The sequence below is a fragment of the Streptomyces sp. R818 genome, from assembly GCF_056172735.1.
Window position 1 is genome coordinate 520698 of record NZ_JAOCNE010000014.1, and the last position, 21818, is coordinate 542515.

The following is a 21818-nucleotide window of genomic DNA, read 5'->3' on the forward strand; positions in this document are numbered from 1 at the left end:
GCTCCGGCGCCTCAGGTCTGAGCGAGCATCCCGGACCTCAGCCGGGTCACGATCCGCGTGATCAGCCGTGAGACGTGCATCTGGGAGCAGCCGAGGCGTGCGCCGATCTCCGCCTGGGTCAGCTCCTCCACGAACCGCAGACGCAGCAGCCTGCGGTCGCGCTCGGACAGCCGGGCGAGGAGCGGGGCGAGCGTGTGGAAGTCCTCCACCAGCTCCATGGCCGGGTCCTCCGCGCCGATGAAGTCGGCGAGGACCGACTCGTTGTCCTCGTCGTCGAGGGAGCCGAGCGCCGCGTCGAGGGACGCCGACGTATAGCCGTTCGAGGCCAGCCGGGCCTCGCGGACGTCGGTCTCCGGCAGGTTCATGAGCACGGCCAGCTCGGCGGTGGTGGGCTCGCGGTCCAGGCGGGTGCGGAGCTCCTCGCGGGCCTTCGCCAGCTCCAGGCGCAGCTCCTGCAGGCGCCGCGGCACGTGCACGGCCCACGTCGTGTCGCGGAAGAAGCGCTTGATCTCGCCGCTGATGTACGGCAGCACGAACGAGGTGAACTCGACCTCGCGGGAGATCTCGAACCGGTCGATGGCCTTGATCAGACCGATCATGCCGACCTGGACGACGTCCTCCATGTCGTCGCCGCGGTGCCGGTAGCGCCCCGCCGCGAAGCGGACGAGCGACATGTTCATCTCGATCAGCGTATTGCGGGTGTACTGGTACTCCCGCGTGCCCTCCTCCAGCTCCGCGAGGCGGCGGAAGAAGAGGCGGGAGAGCTCCCGTGCGTCCTGCGGTGTCACGCGCGTGGGGTCGGGGACGCGGGGGAGCGCCGTCCCCTCGTCCGAGGCGTGCGTCGCGTGCGTCCCCCTCATGGTGGAGCCCATCGTCCCTCCCGGCCGTTCGGCGGCGCGAAGCGCTGTCCCATCATGGTGTCCGGGGGTTACCCGGCGATCCGCCGGTCATGCGGACATGTTCTGGAGGTACGACATCAACACGGCAGGAACAGCAGGCACGGTGCGCGAACTCGTGGACGCGCTGCCCGGCTCCACCCTGGTCACCGACGCGGACGTCCTCGCGACGCTCGGCCGCGACGACGCCGAGTGGGCGCCGGTGGGCCGCCCGCTCGCGGCGGTCCGCGCCACCTCCACCGAGGAGGTCCAGGCAGTGGTGCGGGCCTGCGCCGAGCGGCGGATACCCGTCGTCACACGCGGCGCGGGCACCGGACTGTCGGGCGGCGCCAACGCGGTCGACGGCTGCGTCGTCCTCGACGTCTCGAAGATGAACCGCGTCCTGGAGATCGACACCGAGAACCTGCTCGCCGTCGTCCAGCCCGGCGTGGTCAACAACGACCTGAAGGCCGCCGTCGCCGAGCACGGCCTGTGGTACCCGCCGGACCCGGCCAGCGCCCCCTGGTCGACGATCGGCGGCAACGTCTCGACCAACGCGGGCGGCCTGTGCTGTCTCAAGTACGGCGTCACCCGCGACTACGTCCTCGGCCTCGAAGTCGTCATGGGCGGCCCGGCGGGCGAGTACGGCAGCCGCGTCCGGCTCGGCCGGCGCACCACCAAGGGCGTCAGCGGCTACGACCTGACAAGCCTGTTCGTCGGCTCCGAGGGCACCTTCGGCGTCATCACCGAGATCACCCTGCGCCTGCGGCCCGCGCCCGCCGCCGAACCGCGCACCGTCGTCGGCGCGTTCGACAGCCTGGTCGCCGCCGGTGCCGCGGTCGCCCTCGTCACCAAGCGCGGCCTCGCCCCCGCCGCCCTCGAACTCCTCGACCGCGCCTGCATGGAGGCCGTCGAGGAGTGGAAGCACCTGGGCATCGAGCCGGGCGCCGAGGCCATGCTGCTCGCCCGGATCGACGCGGCGGGCGACGCGGGCGCCGCGGAGGCCGCCGCCGTCGCCGACGCCTTCCAGGAGGCCGGCGCGCTCTGGGCCGAGCAGTCCACCGACGCCGTCGAGGCGGAAGCCCTGTTCGACGTACGACGGCTCGCCTATCCCGCGCTCGAACGGCTCGGCCCCGTCCTCACCGAGGACCTCTGCGTGCCCCGCTCGGCGGTGCCCGGGATGCTCGCCACCATCGAGGAGATCGGCCGCCGGCACGGGGTGCGCATCGCCACCATCGCGCACGCGGGGGACGGCAACCTGCACCCCCTGCTGATCACCGAGCCCGGCGACGAGGCGGCCCGGGTCGCCGCGCAGGCCGCGTTCGAGGAGCTGCTCCGGGCGGCGATCGCCGTCGGCGGCACCGTCACCGGCGAGCACGGCGTGGGCCTGCTCAAGCGCGGCGGCATGCGCGCCGAGCTGGGCCCCGAGGTCTGCGCGATGCAGCGCGCCGTGAAGCGGACGCTCGACCCGCTGGACCTGTTCAACCCGGGCAAGGTAGTCGGCGAGGACTGACCGACCCGGCATCCGCCCCTCCCCACCCCTCCTTCTCACCCGTTGGCGCATCCCCTCACCCGTTCGCCCGGCGCGTCGCACCAAAAATCCGTTTCGTCCGTTTATCGGATTTACGGTGCGAAGGTCGATGTCAAGGGGGGACACACAACGCGCCCTCGCCCGGCGCGGATGGGGATGCGCATGAGTGGAATCAGCCGCAGAGGAGCAGCACGCCTGGGGCTCGGGATCGGTCTCGGCGCCGCGGCCACGGCCCTCACCGGATGCGGCCGCGGCGAGTCCGGTGGCCGGCCCCCGGCGGGACCGGGGCAGCGGCAGGAAGGGCCCGAAGGGGCGCCGAAGAAGGTCGCGCCGCGGCTGATCGGCGACGGCTCGACCTCGTACACCGGCAAGCAGCCGCGCCAGCCCGCCGCGGCGACGCCCCTGGAGGCGGGCGAGCAGCCACCGCAGTTCGTCGTCTTCTCCTGGGACGGCGCGGGCGAGGTCGGCAACGGCCTCTTCCCGCGCTTCCTGGAGCTGGCCCGCGAGCACGACGCGCACATGACCTTCTTCCTCTCGGGCCTCTACCTGCTGCCCGAGGAGCGCAAGCGCCTCTACCGCCCGCCGAACAACCCGGTCGGCGCCTCCGACATCGGCTACCTGACGAACGAGCACGTCAAGGAGACCCTGAAGTACGTGCACCAGGCGTGGCAGGAGGGCCACGAGATCGGCACGCACTTCAACGGGCACTTCTGCGGCGGTGCCGGATCCGTCGGCAACTGGAGCGCCGCGCACTGGCGCAGCGAGATCGAGCAGGCCCAGGCGTTCGTCAAGACCTGGCGCTCCAACACCGGCTGGCACGAGCACCCCTCCCTGCCCTTCGACTACGACCAGGAGCTGATCGGCGGCCGCACGCCCTGCCTGCTCGGCCAGGAGAACCTGCTGCCCGTCGCCCGCGAACTCGGCTGGCGCTACGACGCCTCCTCGCCCGGCGGCGAACAGCGCTGGCCCGACAAGAAGCACGGGGTGTGGGACCTGCCCCTGCAGGCCGTCCCGTTCCCCGGCCACCGCTTCGAGGTCCTGTCGATGGACTACAACATCCTCGCCAACCAGTCCAAGAACTCCACCCGCGCCCCGTCCTACAACTACCCGGGCTGGCGCACCCAGGCGACGCAGGCCTACCTGTCCGGCTTCCGGCGGGCCTACGAGACGAACCGGGCCCCGTTCTTCATCGGCAACCACTTCGAGGAGTGGAACGGCGGCATCTACATGGACGCCGTCGAGGAGACGCTCAAGCGCGTCGCCGACCACAAGGACGTACGGCTCGTCTCCTTCCGGCAGTTCGTCGACTGGCTCGACGCGCAGGACCCCGCGGTCCTCGCCAAACTGCGCGGCCTGGACGTGGGGGAGCGGCCGCCCGGAGGCTGGAACCGCTTCCTGCGCCCCGACAAGCCCGGGAAGAGGGGTGAGCGCGAGAAGTCCGACGAGCCCGCCGGGGCCACCGGCGCCCGCGTCGCCACGTAGGGCAAGATCGGCGGTGGACGGCGGCGGCAGCACGGCGCGGCCACGGACTGTGAGGAGGCCCCACCATGACCCGGCCGATCACCGCGGGAGTGGACGGATCACCCGAGAGCGAGGCCGCGGCGGCCTGGGCGGCGCGCGAGGCGGTGCGGCGCGGGACGCCGCTGCGCCTGGTGCACGTCGGCACGCCCGCGCCGGAGCCGCTCGCGCTCGCCGCCGACGCGGACACGCAGGCCCGCTGGGCCCGTGACCTCCTGGAGGAGACCGAACAGGAGATCGCCGAGCGCCACCGCGGCCTCGCCGTCACCACCGACGTCCTCGACGCGGACGGCGCCGCCGACGCGCTCCTCGCCGTGGCCCGGGACGCGGAGCTGCTCGCGCTCGGCTCGCGCGGGCACGGTCCGCTCCTCGGTTTCCTGCTCGGCTCCGTCGGCCAGCAGGTCATCGCCCGCACCGAGCGGCCCGTCGTCCTGGTCCGCGCGGACGACAAGGCGTTCACCGAGGCGGCCGGGCACGAGGTCGTCGTCGGGCAGGAGGGCGAGCCGGAGGACAGCGCCGCGGCCCTGGGGTTCGCCTTCCGCACGGCGGCGGCCCGCGGCGCGAGCGTCCGCGCCGTGCGCGCCTGGAGTCTGCCGCCGGTCTTCGCGTACAGCGCCGCCTCCCTCGAACTGCTCGACGAGGCGGGCGGCATGGAGCCGTACGAGAAGAAGGCGCTCGGCGCGGCCCTCGCCCCGTGGCGGGAGCGGTTCCCCGACGTGCACGTCGTCGAGCACGTCGAGATCGGCAGCGCGGGGCAGGTGCTGCTCTCGGTGGCGCCGCGGGCGCAGCTCCTGGTCGTCGGCCGCCGCGCCCGCCGCACCGCCGTCGGCGCCCGCATCGGCTCGGTCGCCCACGCGGTGCTGCACCACGCGCCGTGCCCGGTGGCCGTGGTGCCGCACCTGTAGGGATCACTCCTGGGTGACGGAGACCGCCCCCACCGGGCAGGCCCGCACCGCCTCCTTGACCATCGGGTGCTCCCCGGCGCGTTCGGCGCCGCCGGGGAGCACTTCGCTGAACCCGTCGTCGTCCTGGGTGAACACGTCAGGGGCGGTGAGCGCGCACATGCCCGCGCCGACGCAGCGCTCCTTGTCGACCTCGATCCGCACGGCGCTCACCACGCCACGGGCAGTTCGAGCATGCCCTGAATGGTGTCGCCGGGTTTGAACGGGATCTCCTCGGCGGGCGCCGCGAGGCGGAGCCCGGGCAGCCGGTCGAAGAGGGTGCGCAGCGCGATGTCCAGCTCGGCGCGGGCGAGGTTCTGGCCGAGGCACTGGTGGATGCCGAAGCCGAACGCGAGGTGGTGGCGGGCCGAGCGGTCCCAGTCGAGGTCATCCGCTCCCGGGAACGCGCCCTCGTCCCGGTTGATGAGGGACGTCGAGAAGACCACGCCCTCCCCGGCCCGGATGATGCGCCCCTCTACCTCCAGGTCCTCGCGGGCGACGCGCAGCAGCCCGTCCGCGATGGAGAGGTAGCGCAGCAGCTCCTCCACGACGACGGCCGTGGTCGTCTGCCCGGACCGCAGCGCGGCGAGCTGCTCGGGGTGGCGCAGCAGCGTGAACGTGCCGAGGGAGATCATGTTCGCCGTCGTCTCGTGGCCGGCGATGAGCAGGATCACCGCGTAGGCGATGAGCTGGTCGCGGTCGGGCGGTCCGTCCGGCCCGTCCCGGTGGATCAGTTCGTCGAGCAGTCCGTCGCCGGGCTCGCGCCGCTTGCGGTCGATCAGGTCGCCGAGGTAGCCCTCAAGATCGACCCTGGCCCTCTCGACATCGGCCGCGGCCGGTCCGCGGAGGAGGCGCCGCGAGCGCTCCTCGAAGAACTCGTGGTCGGCGTAGGGCACGCCGAGCAGCGAGCAGATCACCATCGACGGCACCGGCAGGGCGAACGCCGAGACCAGCTCGGCCGGTGGCCCCTGCCGCTCCATCGCGTCGAGGAGCCGGTCCACGGTCTCCTGGATGCGCGGGCGCAGCGCGGCGATCCGCTTCACGGAGAAGCTCGGGATCAGCAGGCGGCGCTGGGCGTTGTGCTCGGGATCGTCGACGCCGAGCAGCGCCACCCGGCGCGCCTTGGTCTGCGCGAGCCGCTCGGTCGTCGCCGGGAAGTCGTCCCGCGTCCGGTCGCTGGAGAGCCGGGGGTCGGCCAGGAGCTGCCGGGCCAGGGCGTGCCCGGTGACGACGTGGGCCGAGGTGCCGTCGAAGAGGGTGATCCGGCCGAGGGGGGCCGTCTCGCGCAGCGGCGCGTACGCGGTGGGCGGGTGGTAGGGGCAGCCCCGGTCCTGCGGGAAGGCCACCTGGGCCGCGGTGGCCGGGGGGTGCAGGTCCTGGCGGGCCGGTTCCGTCGTGGATTGCGTCATGGATCGGATCGCCTCGCAGTGCTCGTCCGTGCGCGCGGAGCTGGTCGTTCCGCGCTCCACCACCATTGGATGCCTGAGGCATCTACCCGGTCGACGGGAAGACCGGCCAGTTCCGCCGGACGGGGGAACTGGCCGGTGCCTTTCGCACACGTTCGACCGGGGGCGGCGTCCGCCCGGAACCGCCGCCCGCCGTCGCGGCACTCGCGGGGGACGCCGACGCGAGCGTTGTCGGCAGGCGCGGTCGGTCCCCGGATCCGCAGGTCATGCCGGTCCACCGGCGCACGGTCGGCGCGCGGCGAGCCGGGCGGCGCGGTGCGCTGGTGTGGCCGCCGGCAGTCCGGGCGAAAGGGGCGAAGGCCGTGGCCGACGGCGGCGCGTGCGCCGTGCCCTCGGCCGGTTACGGACGGGGCGGCGGCCGGATCACCCCGGCACACCGACCGGAATCATGCCGTCCGTACGGGCCTCCGCTGCGTCCGCGGGGTGGTCAGGGTCCGCATCGGGAGCGATATGCGGCCGATGTTCCTGTGTGTCCGACCTCACGCGGCACACCTTGATCGCGTGTACCGGACGCCGTTGGTTCGCTGTTAAACTTATGAGCGAGGCCCCGACCGTTCTCCCCCGTACGGTCGGGGTCTTTTTATGTCGTCGTGCGTGTCCCATCGGGACATGTGTCTCATTGGGACGCGAAAGAGTTACGGTGGAGGCGCGGGGGACCGCGAGAGCGACGAAGGAGTCGAGCCATGAAGGCGCTTCAGTACCGGACCGTAGGGGCAGCACCCGAGGTCGTCACCGTCCCCGATCCCGAGCCCGGCCCCGGGCAGGTCCTTCTGAAGGTCACCGCCGCCGGTGTCTGCCACTCCGACATCGCGGTCATGAGCTGGCCCGCCGAGTCCTTCCCGTACGAGCTGCCGCTCACCCTCGGCCACGAGGGCGTCGGCACCGTCGCCGCGCTCGGCGCGGGCGTCAGCGGCCTGGAGGAGGGCGACTCCGTCGCCGTCTACGGGCCCTGGGGCTGCGGCACCTGTGCCCCCTGCGCGCAGGGCAAGGAGAACTACTGCCTGCGCGCCGACGAGCTCGGCATCCGCCCGCCCGGCCTCGGCGCCCCCGGCTCCATGGCCGAGTACATGCTGGTGGACGACTCCCGCCACCTCGTGCCGATCAACGGGCTCGACCCTGTCGCCGCCGTCCCGCTCACCGACGCGGGCCTCACCCCGTACCACGCGATCAAGCGCTCGCTGCCCAAGCTCGTGCCCGGCTCGACCGCCGTCGTCATCGGCACCGGCGGCCTCGGCCACGTCGCCATCCAGCTCCTGCGCGCCATGTCCGCGACGCGCGTCATCGCCCTCGACGTCTCCGAGGACAAGCTCGCCCTGGCCCGTACCGTCGGCGCGCACGAGGCGATCCTGTCCGACGCCGGGGCGGCCGGGAAGGTCAAGGAGCTGACCGGCGGCATCGGCGCCGAGGCCGTCTTCGACTTCGTCGGCGTCCAGCCCACCGTCGAGCTGGCGGGCGCCGTCGCCGCCATCGAGGGCGACGTCACCATCGTCGGCATCGGCGGCGGCACCCTGCCCGTCGGCTTCGGCGCGACCAACTTCGAGGTCAGCGTCACCGCCCCGTACTGGGGCAGCCGCGGCGAGCTGATCGAGGTCCTCGACCTCGCGCGGGCCGGCGCCGTCTCCGTGCACACCGAGACCTACTCGCTCGACGAGGCACCCCTCGCCTACGAGCGCCTGCACGAGGGCAAGGTCAACGGGCGCGCGGTGATCCTGCCCAACGGCTGACATCAGCCGCCATGCCGTCAGTTTTCGGCCACGCACTTCGTGTAACCGTCAACTGACGGCGTGGAGGGGGCTGTTCCGGGTGGCGGGCGATCCCTAGCCTTGGCGGGATCGTCCGTTCACCCACTCAGGGAGCTCCATGTCCACCGCGCAGGTCCCCGACATCCTCTCGCCGGAGTTCGCCGAGAACCCCTACCCCGCGTACCGCGAGATGCGCGCGAACGCGCCCCTCTTCTGGCACGAGCCCACCCAGAGCTGGATCGTCTCGCGGTACGCCGACGTGGAACGCGTCTTCAAGGACAAGGCGGGCCAGTTCACCACCGACAACTACGACTGGCAGCTGGAGCCCGTCCACGGCAAGACGATCCTCCAGCTCAGCGGCCGTGAGCACGCGGTGCGCCGCGCCCTCGTCGCCCCCGCCTTCCGCGGCAGCGACCTCCAGGAGAAGTTCCTCCCCGTCATAGAGGCCAACTCCCGCGCGCTGATAGACCAGTTCCGGCACACCGGCGCCGCCGACCTCGTCCACGACTACGCGACCCGGTTCCCGGTCAACGTCATCGCCGACATGCTCGGCCTCGACAAGGCCGACCACGCCCGCTTCCACGGCTGGTACACCGCCGTCATCGCCTTCCTCGGCAACCTGTCCGGTGACGCCGACGTCACGGCGGCGGGGGAGCGCACCCGTGTCGAGTTCGCCGAGTACATGATCCCGATCATCCGGGCGCGCCGCGAGAACCTCGGCGACGACCTGCTCTCCGCGCTGTGCGCCGCCGAGGTCGACGGCGTCAAGATGAGCGACGAGGACATCAAGGCGTTCTGCAGCCTGCTCCTCGCCGCCGGCGGCGAGACCACCGACAAGGCCATCGCCAGCATTTTCGCCAACCTCCTCGTCAACCCGGAGCAGCTGGCCGCTGTGCGCGAGGACCGCTCGCTCATCGAGCGCGCCTTCGCGGAGACGCTGCGGTTCACCCCGCCCGTCCACATGATCATGCGTCAGTCGGCGGTCGACGTGGAGGTGTCGGGCGGCACCATCCCCGCCGGGGCCACCGTCACCTGCCTGATCGGCGCCGCCAACCGCGACGAGGACCGCTACGCCGACCCGGACCGCTTCGACCTCTTCCGCACCGACCTGACGGCCACGACCGCGTTCTCGGCCGCCGCCGACCACCTCGCCTTCGCACTCGGCCGGCACTTCTGCGTCGGCGCGCTGCTCGCCAAGGCGGAGGTGGAGATCGGCGTCAACCAGCTCCTCGACGCCATGCCCGACGTCCGTCTCGCCGACGGCTTCGACCCGGTCGAGCAGGGCGTGTTCACGCGCGGCCCGCAGTCGCTGCCGGTGCAGTTCACGCCGCTGGCACCCTAAGAGCCTCACCGGCGGGTGTTAAGCTCGTCGTATGTCCGACTTCTCGTGTCTGTGCTGGTGGCGCCTCACTTAGAGGCGGCCACAGCCATGCACGAACCAAAGGGCCGTCCCCGGACGGCCCTTTTCTCTTCCTCCAGTGAGGTCATGCCGTCCCGAGGGCGCCCATGACCTCAGGGAGAGACCCATGACCAGCACCGAAGAACTCATCCGCAAGGAGCCCGGCCGCTACCGCGTCCTCACCGGCGACCGCCCCACCGGACGCCTCCATCTCGGCCACTACTTCGGCACCCTGCACAACCGCGTCCGCCTCCAGGACCTCGGCGTCGAGACCTTCGTCCTCGTCGCCGACTACCAGGTCCTCACCGACCGCGACGTGGCCGAGCACCTCAAGGAGTACGTGGAGGAGCTCGTCCTCGACCACTTGGCCATCGGCATCGACCCCGACCGCTCCACGATCTTCGCGCACAGCGCCGTGCCCGCGCTCAACCAGCTCCTGCTGCCGTTCCTCAGCCTCGTCTCCGTCTCCGAGCTGAGCCGCAACCCCACGGTCAAGGACGAGATCGCGCACTCCCGGCAGGCGGCGGTCAGCGGGCTGATGTTCACCTACCCGGTGCACCAGGCCGCCGACATCCTCTTCTGCAAGGCGAACGTCGTCCCCGTCGGCCAGGACCAGCTGCCCCACCTGGAGATCACCCGCACCGTCGCCCGCCGCTTCAACGAGCGCTACGGCCACGGGGAGCAGGTCTTCCCGCTGCCCGAGGCGCTGCTGTCCACCGCGCCGCTGCTGCTCGGCACCGACGGCACGAAGATGAGCAAGAGCCGGGGCAACGCCATCGCCCTGTCCGCCGACGCCGACGAGACCGCCCGCCTCATCCGCGGGGCCAGGACGGACGCCGAGCGCCACATCACCTACGACCCCGAGGGGCGGCCCGAGGTCTCCTCGCTCGTCCTGCTCGCCGCGCTGTGCGAGGGCGCCGACCCGCTCCAGGTCGCGGAGGAGATCGGCGCCGGGGGAGGGGCCGCGCTGAAGCGCCGCGTCACCGACGCCGTGAACGGGTACCTCGCGCCGATCCGGGCCCGCCGCGCGGCCTACGCGGAGGACCGCGGCTACGTCAGAAAGGTGCTGCGGGCCGGGAACGAGCGGGCGAACGCGATCGCCGACGCCACCTTGCGGGACGTGCGTGCCGCGATGCGCGCCGATTACTGACGCCGCGGCACGCACCCCGGGTCACTGCACGACCGGCGTGAAGCTGACCGGCAGCTCCGTGAGGCCCCGCATCCAGATCGAGGGCCGCCACTTCAGCTCCGCCGGGTCCACCGCGAGGACGAGGTCCGGCAGCCGGTCGAGGAGCGTCTCCACCGCCGTACGGGCGATGACGTCGGCGAGCAGGGGAGCCGGGTAGGGGCAGCGGTGCTCGCCGTTGCTGAACGACAGGTGCGCCGCGTTCTCCGCGCCCACGTGGGACTCGGGCCAGATCTGCGGGTCGGTGTTGGCGGCGGCGAGCCCGAGGACCAGGCAGTCGCCCGCGCGGATCTGCCGCCCGCCGAGCTGCGTGTCGCGCACCGCCCAGCGGCCGATGAAGTTCTGCGTCGGGGTGTCCAGCCACAGCACCTCGTTCAGCGCCTCGCCGACGCTGAGCCGCCCGCCCGACACGTTCAGGGCGAACCGCTCGTCCGTGAGGAGCAGGCGCAGGGTGTTGCAGATCCAGTTCGCCGTCGGGTTCTGGGCCGCCGCGATCACCGAGATCAGGTCCTGCACGATCTCCTCGTCGGTCAGGCCCGCCGGGTCCTGGATCATCCGCGAGGTGACGTCGGCGCCCGGCCGCTCCCGCTTCTCCTTGACCAGCTGCGTGATGCGCTCGCCGACGCGGACGTACGCGGCCACCGGGTCGTCGCCCTCGGCCGCGTCCAGGGAAATCTTCAGGTCGTCGACCAGGTCCTGGGTCTCGGTGCCCGAGAGCGGCATCCCGCACATCCGCACCGCCGCGAGCATCGCCAGGGCGTGCGCGAACGCGTCCATCAGCTCGGCCTGGCCGCTGCCCGCGAAGGCGGAGATCAGCCGGTCGGCGATGAGCCCGCACTCCCGGGCCAGCTCGAACTGGTCGACCTGTTCGAGGGCGTTCGTGATCACGCCCGCGCGCCGCCGGTGCTCAGCGCCCTCGGTGAAGAGCACCGAGGGCTGGTAGCCGACGAACGGCAGGAGCGGCCAGTCGGCGGGGATGTGCTCCCACTGGTTCCAGCGCCGCGAGTCCCGCGCGAACAGCTCGTCGTGCGCGGTCACGTAGCTCACCTCGGAGTAGCCGAGGACCAGCCAGGCGGGCACGTCCCCGTCGAGCAGCACCGGCGCGACCGGGCCGTGCTCGCGCCGCAGCGCCCGGTAGAGCTGGGACGGCGTCTGCTGGTACTCCAGGCCGCTGAGCGGCACGGCGCCCGCGTGGGCGGGGCAGCCGGGGGGCGCGGCGCCGGGGGCGGCCTCGGTCGAGGGGAGCGGGCTCTGCTCGGTCACGGTGTCGTCTCCTGGGCCATGGCCAGTGCGTAGAGGTGGTCCACGAGGGTGATGAGCACGTCCTTGCCCGACGAGCGGACCCGGGCGTCGCAGTCGATCATCGGCACGTGCTCCGGCAGGGCGAGGGCCTGCCGTATCTCGTCGAGGGAGTGGCGCACGGGCTCGTCGTCGAACCGGTTGACGGCGACCACGAACGGCGTGCCGTGGTGCTCCAGGCGGTCGATCGCGTACCAGGAGTCGTCCATGCGGCGGGTGTCGACGAGGACGACGGCACCGAGCGTCCCGGAGAACAGCCGGTCCCACAGGAACCAGAACCGCTCCTGTCCTGGCGCGCCGAACAAGTACAGGACCATCCGGTCGTTGAGGCTGATGCGGCCGAAGTCGAAGGCGACCGTGGTCGTCGTCTTCGACGCGACGCCGGTCGTCTCGTCGACGCCGACCCCGGCCTGCGTCATCACCTCTTCGGTGTTGAGCGGCCGGATCTCGCTGACGGAGCGCACCAGCGTCGTCTTGCCGACGCCGAACCCGCCGACCACGACGATCTTCAGGCCGGTGTCCGCGAGGGCGCCGAGCGGCGTACGGGCGGGCAGTTCAGAGGTTGCGGAGCCCACTGAGCACCTCCTTGAGAAGGTCGGAATCGGGGAGCGAGGCGACGGTGGCGGCCGCGCGCGGATGCCGGGCGGTGACCTTGCCACCGGCCAGGAGATCGCCCAGGAGGATCCGGACGACCGTGATCGGCAGCTTCAGCTCGGCCGCGATCTCGACGACGGCGGCGGGGCGACGGCACATCTCCAGGATGCGGACGTGCTCGGACTGCATCCCCGCGACCGGCTCGCACTCGCTGACCACGAGCGTCACCAGGTCGAACGACTCGTCGTCGACGCGGCTGCGGCCCCCCGTGACCGTGTAGAGCCGGTCCGGGTCGCCGGTGTCGACCGGCCGCCGCGTCATGAGGCGCCGCCCCCGGGCGCCGACTGGCGCGGCTCGGCCCGCAGGTGCTCACCGATCTGCTCGACCAGCTCCGTCATCTGGTGCCCGACGACGCCCGGGTCGGCGTCCTCGTCGGCGACGACCGCCAGGTGCGCGCCCTCACCCGCGTCCACGATGAACAGCAGCCCGCCGTGGAACTCCGTCATCGAGTGCCGCACGCCGCCGCTCCCGTCGCCGAACTCGACCGAGGCGCCCTGGGCGAGCGCCTGGATGCCGGAGCAGATCGCCGCGAGCTGGTCGGCCTGGTCGAGGGTGAGGTGCTCGCTCCAGCAGAGCTTGAGCCCGTCCCGGGACAGGACGAGGGCGTGCCGGGTGCCGGGGGTGCGCTGGAGCAGGCTCTCCAGGAGCCAGGTCAGGCTGGTGTCAGTGGTCTGCATGGCGGGGTCGGGCGGCTTGTCGTCCGGCGGGGCCGGACACCGCCCGTGCCTCCAATCTCACGGTGTCGAGCGGGGGGTTACGAGATGTCGGGGGGCGCGGCCTACTCGGGGGTGTCGGCGTCCTTGCCCTTGCGGCCGCGGTGGAAGGCGCCGAAGCGGGTGCCCGCGTCCCGCCCCGGCGGGGTCGCCCGGTCGGCGGCGGGTTTGGCGGACTGCCGCCCGCGCTCCTGCTCGGCGGCGGCCATGGTGCGGCCCGGCGGCCGTACCGGCAGCCCGTTCGGGGTGGCCGACGCGGGCTCGGCGGGCCGGGGTTCGCCCGGCCCCGGGAGCGCGGCGGGTTCGGCGGCGCGCTCGTGGGTCTCGGCCGGGGCCGGGCGCGGCGCGGGCAGTCCGGGGGACTGCACGACGTCGCGCTGCTGGGCCATGAGCTGGGGCGGCAGCAGGACGACGACGCCGGTGCCGCCGCGCGAGGAGGGGCGGTAGTTGACGTCGATGCGGTACTTCGCGGCGAGCCGGCCGACGACGGCGAGCCCGAGCCGGGTGCCCTGCAGCGAGGCGAGGTCGGTGAGCTGCCCGGACACCGCCTGCTCGGCGCGGCGCATCGCCGCGTCGGCCATCTTCAGGCCGCTGTCCTCGATGGTCACGACGAGCCCGGCGGAGCGTTCCTCCACGTAGACGTGGACCTCGTCGATGGGCGGTGAGAAGTTGGCCGCGTTGTCCATCAGCTCGGCGAGCAGGTGCATGACGCCCTCGGCCGCGAACCCGGCGATCGCCGCGTCCGTCGCGCAGTGCAGCCGCACCCGCTGGTAGGCGGCGATACGGCCGACGGCGCCGCGCAGCACGCTCTCCATCACGATCGGCTTGTTCCAGGCGCGGCTGGAGCGGCCGCCCATGAGCAGCGCGAGCCGGTCGGTCAGGAGGCCGAGCTGGGACGTGGCGTGGTCCAGGCGCAGCAGGTCGCCGAAGACCTCCTCGCCGTGGCGCTCCTGCATCGAGCGCAGGTCGGCGAGCATGCTGACGGACTTCGCCTGGACGCGGCTGAGCGCCTTGGCCGAGGCCGCCTGCGCGGCGGCCGATCCGCGTTCACTGACGGCGAGTTCGCGCAGGAACGCCTCGGCGGGGACGCGGAGCAACGGGCTGCGCGGCCAGTCGAGCTCGGCGAGGACGGTGTCGGCGGACGAGCCCTCGCGCAGCCGGGCGACCGCGGCGGGAAACGTTTCCGCGGTCAGCCGCCGCACCTCCCGCCCCGCGTGCTCCAGTTCGCCCCGGGCGGTGTCCCGCTCGGCCGCGGCGTGCGCGGCCTCCCGGACGGACGTCTCGACGGCGGCGATGAACTCGTCCAGTATCCGGCGCAGTTGCGGGTCGGAGGGGGTCGTGACCGGGCCCGGGGTCGCCGTCTCCCGCAGCTGGCGCAGGACGCCGGGCAGCGTCACGTTCACGAGCTGCGCCGACTCGGCCGCCTGCTGGGTCAACCGGCCCTGCGCCTGCGCCAGTTCGGCCCGGGCCCGGGCGCCGGAGCGTCGGGCGCGGCCGAGCAGGACAGTGCCCGCGACGACGGCGACGGCCAGGCACACCCAGGCGACCGCGGCCGTCCACACCGCCCAGGTGCGGGCGGCCGACGGGGCGAGGGCCGCGGCGGCGCCGGCGGCGGCCGCCGCCACCACGAGCACGGCGAGCGCCGGGCCGAGCGGGGAGCGTTCCGCCTTGGCCATCGCGTGCGGGCTGGGGGGTGCAGGCACTGACATTCCGCGGGTCCCTCGGTCCTTGAGTGGGAAGCGACGAGCCGACCGGTCGAGTCGGCTGCGGGTCCGGCCGGCGGGCGCCGAAAGGGACGCCGATCTTCCGGACCGTACGGCGTTCATGCTAGTCATGCCGTCGGCCGAGCAGACCGGACAAGCCGGATAGTCCGCCTCACCGGTGACTTCGTCGTGAAGTCGCCGTCGGGCGGCCGGGGCGTGCTACCCCCTGAGCCGCCCGTTCCGACCTCGGAAACCCGGCGATTCCGGGCCGTCCGCGGCGGCGACGCGCCCCGCCGAGCGCACCTGATCACGCCCGGCGGGCGCCGTGACCCAGTCGTGACCGAACGGTTTCGGCCATCGTCGGCGGGCCTGCGGCGCCTCCTGACCCCACGACCGGGCGGCCGGTGTCGGAACCCGCGAAAAAATTCCGCGGAAGTCGTGCATGTACCCGCCGAACCGGGGCACCCGCAGGGTGAGCGGCTCCAGCACCCCAACCCCCCGGGCGCTCGAGTCTGTGGCCCCGTCGCCTCCTCTCCCCCCCTGTGAGGCGACGGGGCCTTCTCATGGGACCGTGGCCGTGGCCGCAGGCCGGGCCGGCGTGGCGTCCGCGTGCTCCTTGCCGATCTGGCACTCTCCGCGCATCATGCGTCACACGGTGTACGGACACGGCCGCATTGCCGGGGCGAATCGGCGATCCGGGGGTCGTGATGCAAGGATTGCGCCATGGCTATCCAGACCTACTTCGACATCACGATCAACGACGAGCCCGCCGGGCGGATCACGTTCAACCTCTTCGAGGACGTCGTCCCGAAGACCGCGGAGAACTTCCGCGCCCTCTGCACCGGTGAGAAGGGCTTCGGCTACGCGGGCTCCTCCTTCCACCGCGTCATCCCGCAGTTCATGCTGCAGGGCGGCGACTTCACCGCCGGCAACGGCACGGGCGGCAAGAGCATCTACGGCGAGAAGTTCGCCGACGAGAACTTCCAGCTCAAGCACACCAAGCCGGGCCAGCTCTCGATGGCCAACGCCGGCCCGAACACCAACGGCTCGCAGTTCTTCATCACGACCATCGTCACCGACTGGCTCGACGGCAAGCACGTCGTCTTCGGTGAGGTCGCGGACGAGAAGAGCATGGAGCTCGTGAAGAAGATCGAGGCCCTCGGCTCCCGTTCCGGCGCCACCTCGGCCAAGATCACCATCGCCGCGTCCGGCCAGCTCTGACCGGCTGCCGCTGACACGACGCCCGGAGCCGGGACCCGCCGCACAGGCGGGTCCCGGCTCCGGGCCTTTTCGCGCGCCGTTTATTCCGCGCGACCCCAACTCCCTCCTGCGCCGCTCGGGTTAAGGTCTCGGTCACCGCACCAGAGATCCACTCCACTCGTCCCGACCCGGGAGGCCTTCGTGCGTCTGCGCACCCTGCCCACGCTGCTGTTGTCCGCCGCCCTCACCGCGGGCGCCCTCGCCGCGACCGCCGCACCGGCGAGCGCCGCGACCCGCGCCACAGCGTCCTTCGAGGACCGGCTGCGGGCGATACCCGGTGTCACCGTCACCGGCGTCACGGACAAGGAGGGCTTCCCCCTCTACTCCCTGTCGATCACCCAGCCGATCGACCACGACCACCCCCGCGCGGGCACCTTCCAGCAGCGCTTCACGCTCTGGCACAAGTCGGCCGCGAAGCCCGTCGTCTTCTACACCGGCGGCTACGGCCTCTCCTCGACGACCCGCGAGCCCACCACGCTCCTCGACGCCAACCAGCTCAGCGTCGAGCACCGCTTCTTCGGCCCGTCCGTCCCGGCCGGCGGCACCCCGTGGAAGAAGATGACCGTGCAGCAGGAGGCCGCCGACGAGCACGCCATCGTGCGCGCCGTGCGTCCCCTGTACGAGAAGTCCTCGAAGTGGCTCGCCACCGGCGGCAGCAAGGGCGGCATGACCGCGACCTACCACTACCGCTTCTACCCGCGCGACTACGACGGCGTCGTCGCCTACGTCGCCCCGAACGACGCGGACAACCGAGACGACAGCACGTACGACCGCTTCTTCAGAACGGTCGGTACGAAGGAGTGCGCCACCGCGCTCGACGCCGTCCAGCGCGAGATGCTCGTCCGCCGCGACACGCTCCTGCCGAAGTTCGAGAAGACCGCGCAGGACGCCGGGTACACCTTCACCCACACCCTCGGCACCACCGACCGCGCCTACGAGTTCGCCGTCCTGGACCAGGTGTGGAACTTCTGGCAGTCCGGGACCATCGACGACTGCCCGACCGTCCCCGACGCGAGGACCGTCTCCGACGACGACCTCTACCAGTGGTCCCTCGACCACGGCCTGTCCATCTACGAGGACTCCACCCTCGGCGCCAACGGCTCCGGCCCCTACTACCGGCAGGCCGCCGCCCAGCTCGGCTGGGCCGACCTCGCTTTCAAGCACCTCAAGGGCGTGCGCCACTACCCGGACATCTACCAGCCGAACTCGGTGCTCCCCGCCGACATGCGCACGAGCTACGACGGCGCGGTCGTCAAGGGCGTCGACAAGTGGGTGCGGACGCAGTCCCAGCGGATGCTGTTCGTGTACGGGCAGAACGACCCGTGGAGCGCGGAGCAGTTCAGCCCGAGCAAGCGCGACTCGTACAAGTACATCGTGCCGAACTCCAACCACAACGCCCGGATCTCCGCGCTCCCGGCGGACCAGCGGGACGCGGCGACCGCGACCATCAAGCGCTGGGCCGGGCAGTAACGGCCGCTACTTGCGCGGCCCCACCGGCACGTCCAGCGGCCTGGCCAGACCGGTGATGCCCTCGTCGAGGCGTTGCAGGTGACGCAGGACGCGGAAGGTGACGGTGTTCGCGGCCGGGACGCCGAGGCCGTCGGTCTCCAGCATCGCGGCGATGCTCGCCCCCGATTCGACGCTGCCCGTCGTGTCCGTCTCGTTGACGTGCGCGACGAGCACGTCGATGTTGTGGGCGATACGGCGCGCGGCCCGGCCCAGGCGCGGGTCGGCGCCGACGCGCTTGCTGTACGGGACCAGCTCGGCGGTGGCCGCGAGGGAGCGGGCGTGGTACGCCGAGGTCTCCAGGAGCGCCACCAGATAGCGGACGGTCTGGCGGCGCTCCCGCAGCGGCGTGATCGGGTGGGTCAGGGGCCGGGTGGAGCCCCGGAGGTCGTCGAGGGCGGTGTCCAGGTCGCGCGCCTTGTCCAGGAGATCGGCCGCGGGCCCGCCGCTGAGCTGGCTCACCGCGCCCGCGACGACGTCGCCGAGGCGTTCGAGGACGGTGGCGAGCAGTTCGTCGGTGCGGCTGTCGGTCTTCACCGGGAGGACGAGGACCGCCGCGATGATGCCGCACGCCGCGCCGAGGGCCGTCTCCTCGATGCGCAGGATCAGCACGTCGAAGCTGTAGGTGTTCAGGAGCGTGTAGAGCAGCCCGAGCATCGCCGTCACGAAGAACGACATCAGCGCGTACGACAGCGGCGCCGTGAAGAACATCGCGAACACGCAGAGCAGGACGAGGACGAACGCGAGCCAGGTGTGGTTGCCCACGGCGCCCGCGAGCACCACACCGGCGACGACGCCGAGGACGGTGCCGAGCAGGCGCCGGTAGCCCTTGACGACGATCTCGCCGGTCGACGCGGTGTTGAGGAAGACGACCCAGCACGTCAGGACGGCCCAGTACCAGCGCTGGCTGGAGAGGAACTCGCCGCCGACGATGGCGAGCGCCGAGCCGACGGCGACCTGGAAGGCGGCCCGGGTGGTGGGCCGCCGCAGCCCCTTGGGATCCTCGGCCTCCTCGGCGGCCGGGGCCTCCTTCTCGGCCGTTATCGACACGTCCTCCGCGTCGAACTCCTCGCGCGAACGCGTCGTGGCGGGGGAGTCGTCGGACTCGTCCTGCGGCCCGTCGAGCGCGAGGCGCAGGCCCAGCACGGCACGGGCCGCCTCACCGATGCCGCGGAACACGTCCTGCACGGCGAGGGTGGCGCCCGGCGGGATGGCCTCCTCGTCGCGGTAGCCGAGCAGGCGGTTGCGGACGTGGGCGACGGCGGTGCCCCGGTTGGCGTCGGCAGGGCGCGACGCCAGCAGGTACAGGGCCGCGAGGTCGCGGCGGAGCGTGGCCGTCGCCTCGTCCTCGCGGGGCAGCAGCGATCCGGCCGCCGGGACCGGGGCGCCCGGCAGGTGCAGCGTCAGGGTGTCGGCGCGCTCGGCGCTGCGGGCGTTCAGGAGCAGCATCCCGAGGCGCTCGGCGGCGACCTCGGCGTCGGCGACGCGGCGCTGGATCAGCGCGGCGGTGGCGTCGTCGCGGGCGCCGTCCTCCAGGCGGGCCTGGATCATCAGTGCGGCCTCGTGCAGCCGCGCGGTGTGGCGGCGCAGATCGTCCAGGACGTCGTCGAGCTCACCGGGCGGCGCGTCGAGGAGCCGGGTCTGCGCGGTGACGAGCTGGCCGAGCCGGGCCCGGAACGCCTCGCGCAGGCGGCCGAGGACCCGCTGCGGCGTCTCCGGGACGAGCACGAAACGGGCCACCGCGCTGCACGCGAAGGCGATCGACAACGTGCCGAAGAGGCTGGGCAGTTGACCGGTCGTCGCGTTCACGAACAGGGACACGAAGTAGACCTGGAAGCCGATCAGGCCGAGCGCGGTGCCCCGGTCGCCGAATCTGCGACTGTAAACCGCGGCGAAGATCAGCGCGACGAAGAACAGGTCACCGGCGACGACATGGCTGTGCAGGAGCGCGCCGAGCGACATGGCCACAAGGGCCATCGGAAGGCCGAGCGCGAGCGTCACCGCCTGCCCGCGCACCGTCTTCTCGCGGATCGCGAACGTGCCGACCATCGCCGTCATCGCGCCCGCGACCATGTGCGTGACCTGGGTCCCGGCCAGGCCGAGCACCGCGAGGGCGAGCCCGATCGCGGCGACCGTCCGCAGTCCGGCCATCAGCCGCAGCAGTCCGGGGTCGGACGCCACGAAGCGGTCCCACGTACCGGCCCGGCTGGGCCGTCGTGCCACCTGGGTCACCTGAGTCACTCCAAGATCGATCCGACGTTCGTGCCCCCGAGCATACGAGGATGCGAACGCGGCCTTGGCGTGAGCATGGCCTGGGGTTTCGCGCCGGGCCCCGGCCGCCGTCCGCCGGGCTGTGCGATGTTCACGGACCTGAATCTCAGCGCCCGGCCGGCGGTGCCTCCCCGCCGGCCGACTGCAGCACCGCCGCCACGAGCGGGCCCGAGGACTCGCCGCCCCGGCCGCCGCGCACCATCACCGCCGCCGCCGCGAGGTCGCCGCGCCAGGCCGCGAACCAGCCGTTGGGCTTCTCCTGCCCGGTGACCTCCGCCGAGCCGGTCTTCGCCCCGATGTCCCCGCGCAGCCCCGCCATGGCGCCCGCGGCGGAGCCGGACGTCGCCGTCGTGTGCAGCAGGTCCCGCAGTTGTGCGTGCGCGCGCGGCGCCAGGGTGCGCCGCGCCGTGGCGAGCCCGCGGTGGTCGACGGACGGTGCGACGAGGTACGGCTGCCGGAACCGTCCCGTCCGGGCCGTCGAGACGACCGACGCCATGGTCAGCGGGTTCATCCGCACCCGCGCCTGCCCGATGAGGGACGCCGCCTTGGACGCGGCGTGCTCCACCGGCACCGCCCCGTCGAACGCGTCGGCGCCGACCGACCAGCCCGTGCCGATCCCGAAGACGTCGCGGGCCTGCCGGGAGAGGTCGTCGTCGGCGAGCTTGCCCGCCTGCGAGACGAAGGCGGTGTTGCAGGACGCGGCGAAGCTGTCCCGGAAGGTGCCGCCGCTGATGTCGAAGTCGTCGACATTGTGGAACCGCCAGCCGCCGTAGGAGGCGGTCTTCGGGCACGGATGCGGCTTGTCCGGCTCGGCGATCCTCTTCTCGAGCAGCAATGAGCCGGTGATCATCTTCATCGTCGACCCGGGCGCGAGCCGCCCTTCGAGCGCCCTGTTGCCGTCACCCGCGCCCGAGTTCGCGACCGCGAGGATCTCCCCGGTCGACGGTTTGAGCACCACGACCGAGGCGTCGGCGCGGCGCGCGACCTCCCGCTCCGCCGCCTTCTGCACGCGCGCGTCGAGCGTCGTCCGCAGCCGTCCGGCCTTGCCCTCCGGGACCGAGAGCACCGGCGTGCCGCCCGGCGGTTTCGCGTGCGCACCGGCCGCGCCCGCCGCCGCGATCCGCAGCTCGACGCCCGGCGTGCCGCCCGCGGCTTTCCCGTACGTCCGCCGCAGCCCGTCCACGAGCGGGCCGAGCGAGGGGAGCGCCCGGGTGTCGAGGGTGCGCCCGTCCCGGTCGAGGGCGCGGACCGGCGCGTCCCCGGCCCGCCGCGCGACCAGCCGCCCGCCCTGCCCGAGCCCGGGGTGCAGCACGCGCGGCTCCCAGCGCACGACGGCCTTCCCGTCCCCGGCACGGCGCACGACGGTCAGGCCGCTCTTGTACGTCAGGGGGGCGCGGGCCCCCTCGTAGGCGAATTCGGCCCGCACCGAGAACGGCACGCGCGCGCCCGCCGGGGTGCCCGGGCGCAGGTCACGCGCCGCGAGGTGGGCGCCCTCGCGGTAGTCGCGCAGGGCGGCACCGGCCGCCCGCGCGTCGTCCGTGCGGTCCGCGGCCCCGGCCGTGTCGCCGCCGGCCCAGGCGCCGAGGAACCCGTGCGCGGCCGAGCGGACCTCCGCCGCCGACAGGGGCCCGGTCCGCGGGGCGGCCTCGTGCCCGCCGAACACGGCCCAGGCACCGGCCCCCGCCCCCGCGAGGCCGAGCGCTGCCGCGCCCGCGATCCAGAGGTGCCGTCTCCTGCGCTCGCCGCTCACGGGT

General features: G+C 72.9%; 18 protein-coding genes. 8 read left to right on the forward strand and 10 right to left on the reverse strand.

Translation table 11 applies throughout. The features are described from left to right. Positions 1–11 precede the first annotated feature (11 nt). On the reverse strand, positions 12–860 hold the full coding sequence (locus tag N5I75_RS34040) for a SigB/SigF/SigG family RNA polymerase sigma factor (RefSeq protein ID WP_476684870.1): 849 nt from the start codon (positions 858–860) through the stop codon (positions 12–14). Between the two features lie 97 nt (positions 861–957). Here N5I75_RS34040 and N5I75_RS34045 point away from each other — a divergent pair, with 97 nt between their 5' ends. From N5I75_RS34045 to N5I75_RS34055, 3 genes are all read left to right on the forward strand, one after another. Next, a complete protein-coding gene (locus N5I75_RS34045; protein WP_476684003.1) occupies positions 958–2388 on the forward strand; it encodes an FAD-binding oxidoreductase in 1431 nt (476 codons plus the stop codon). A 180-nt stretch (positions 2389–2568) separates the two neighbouring features. Next, positions 2569–3888 (forward strand): polysaccharide deacetylase family protein, encoded by a 1320-nt coding sequence (locus N5I75_RS34050; RefSeq protein ID WP_476684004.1) that lies wholly within the window; start codon positions 2569–2571, stop codon positions 3886–3888. Positions 3889–3953: 65 nt separating this feature from the next. Beyond that, complete coding sequence (locus tag N5I75_RS34055; protein WP_476684005.1) at positions 3954–4829, forward strand: universal stress protein; 876 nt, start codon at positions 3954–3956, stop codon at positions 4827–4829. Between the two features lie 3 nt (positions 4830–4832). Here the strand turns inward: N5I75_RS34055 and N5I75_RS34060 are convergent, their stop codons facing one another. Together N5I75_RS34060 and N5I75_RS34065 are read right to left on the reverse strand one after the other, a co-directional pair. Further along, positions 4833–5030: a ferredoxin gene (locus tag N5I75_RS34060; protein ID WP_476684872.1), complete on the reverse strand. Its 198-nt coding sequence runs from the start codon at positions 5028–5030 to the stop codon at positions 4833–4835. Positions 5031–5035: 5 nt separating this feature from the next. Beyond that, positions 5036–6274: a cytochrome P450 gene (locus N5I75_RS34065; RefSeq protein WP_476684006.1), complete on the reverse strand. Its 1239-nt coding sequence runs from the start codon at positions 6272–6274 to the stop codon at positions 5036–5038. A gap of 740 nt (positions 6275–7014) precedes the next feature. On the opposite strand from N5I75_RS34065, the gene N5I75_RS34070 reads away from it, so the two are divergent. From N5I75_RS34070 to trpS, 3 genes are all read left to right on the forward strand, one after another. Beyond that, positions 7015–8055 (forward strand): NAD(P)-dependent alcohol dehydrogenase, encoded by a 1041-nt coding sequence (locus N5I75_RS34070; protein ID WP_476684007.1) that lies wholly within the window; start codon positions 7015–7017, stop codon positions 8053–8055. Positions 8056–8191: 136 nt separating this feature from the next. Then, positions 8192–9415 carry a cytochrome P450 gene (locus tag N5I75_RS34075; RefSeq protein ID WP_476684008.1) on the forward strand — a complete coding sequence of 408 codons (1224 nt, stop codon included), beginning with the start codon at positions 8192–8194 and terminating at the stop codon, positions 9413–9415. A gap of 184 nt (positions 9416–9599) precedes the next feature. Next, positions 9600–10622 carry a tryptophan--tRNA ligase gene (gene trpS / locus N5I75_RS34080; RefSeq protein WP_476684009.1) on the forward strand — a complete coding sequence of 341 codons (1023 nt, stop codon included), beginning with the start codon at positions 9600–9602 and terminating at the stop codon, positions 10620–10622. 21 nt (positions 10623–10643) lie between these two features. On the opposite strand, the gene N5I75_RS34085 is transcribed toward trpS, so the two are convergent. The 5 genes from N5I75_RS34085 to N5I75_RS34105 all read right to left on the reverse strand — a co-directional run bounded on the left by N5I75_RS34085 (position 10644) and on the right by N5I75_RS34105 (position 15033). After that, positions 10644–11921 (reverse strand): cytochrome P450, encoded by a 1278-nt coding sequence (locus N5I75_RS34085; RefSeq protein ID WP_476684010.1) that lies wholly within the window; start codon positions 11919–11921, stop codon positions 10644–10646. Then, positions 11918–12532, reverse strand: a complete 615-nt coding sequence (locus tag N5I75_RS34090; RefSeq protein WP_398206748.1) for a GTP-binding protein — start codon at positions 12530–12532, stop codon at positions 11918–11920. The genes N5I75_RS34085 and N5I75_RS34090 overlap by 4 nt, the downstream gene beginning before the upstream one ends. Further along, positions 12513–12872 carry a DUF742 domain-containing protein gene (locus N5I75_RS34095; protein WP_476684011.1) on the reverse strand — a complete coding sequence of 120 codons (360 nt, stop codon included), beginning with the start codon at positions 12870–12872 and terminating at the stop codon, positions 12513–12515. The genes N5I75_RS34090 and N5I75_RS34095 overlap by 20 nt, the downstream gene beginning before the upstream one ends. Then, positions 12869–13288, reverse strand: a complete 420-nt coding sequence (locus N5I75_RS34100) for a roadblock/LC7 domain-containing protein (RefSeq protein ID WP_476684012.1) — start codon at positions 13286–13288, stop codon at positions 12869–12871. Before N5I75_RS34100 ends, N5I75_RS34095 begins: the two co-directional genes overlap by 4 nt. A gap of 101 nt (positions 13289–13389) precedes the next feature. Then, the gene (locus N5I75_RS34105; protein ID WP_476684013.1) at positions 13390–15033 is read right to left on the reverse strand and encodes a sensor histidine kinase; all 1644 of its coding nucleotides are present in this window, start codon (positions 15031–15033) and stop codon (positions 13390–13392) included. A 717-nt stretch (positions 15034–15750) separates the two neighbouring features. On the opposite strand from N5I75_RS34105, the gene N5I75_RS34110 reads away from it, so the two are divergent. Then, the gene (locus tag N5I75_RS34110) at positions 15751–16248 is read left to right on the forward strand and encodes a peptidylprolyl isomerase (protein ID WP_476684014.1); all 498 of its coding nucleotides are present in this window, start codon (positions 15751–15753) and stop codon (positions 16246–16248) included. A 180-nt stretch (positions 16249–16428) separates the two neighbouring features. Then, positions 16429–17757: a S28 family serine protease gene (locus N5I75_RS34115; protein WP_476684015.1), complete on the forward strand. Its 1329-nt coding sequence runs from the start codon at positions 16429–16431 to the stop codon at positions 17755–17757. Positions 17758–17763: 6 nt separating this feature from the next. On the opposite strand, the gene N5I75_RS34120 is transcribed toward N5I75_RS34115, so the two are convergent. Continuing rightward, positions 17764–19944, reverse strand: coding sequence for an FUSC family protein (locus N5I75_RS34120; RefSeq protein ID WP_476684874.1), 2181 nt, complete (start codon positions 19942–19944; stop codon positions 17764–17766). A gap of 226 nt (positions 19945–20170) precedes the next feature. Continuing rightward, entirely contained in the window at positions 20171–21814 is a 1644-nt protein-coding gene (locus tag N5I75_RS34125) for a penicillin-binding transpeptidase domain-containing protein (protein WP_476684016.1), read from the reverse strand. Between the last annotated feature and the right edge of the window lie 4 nt (positions 21815–21818).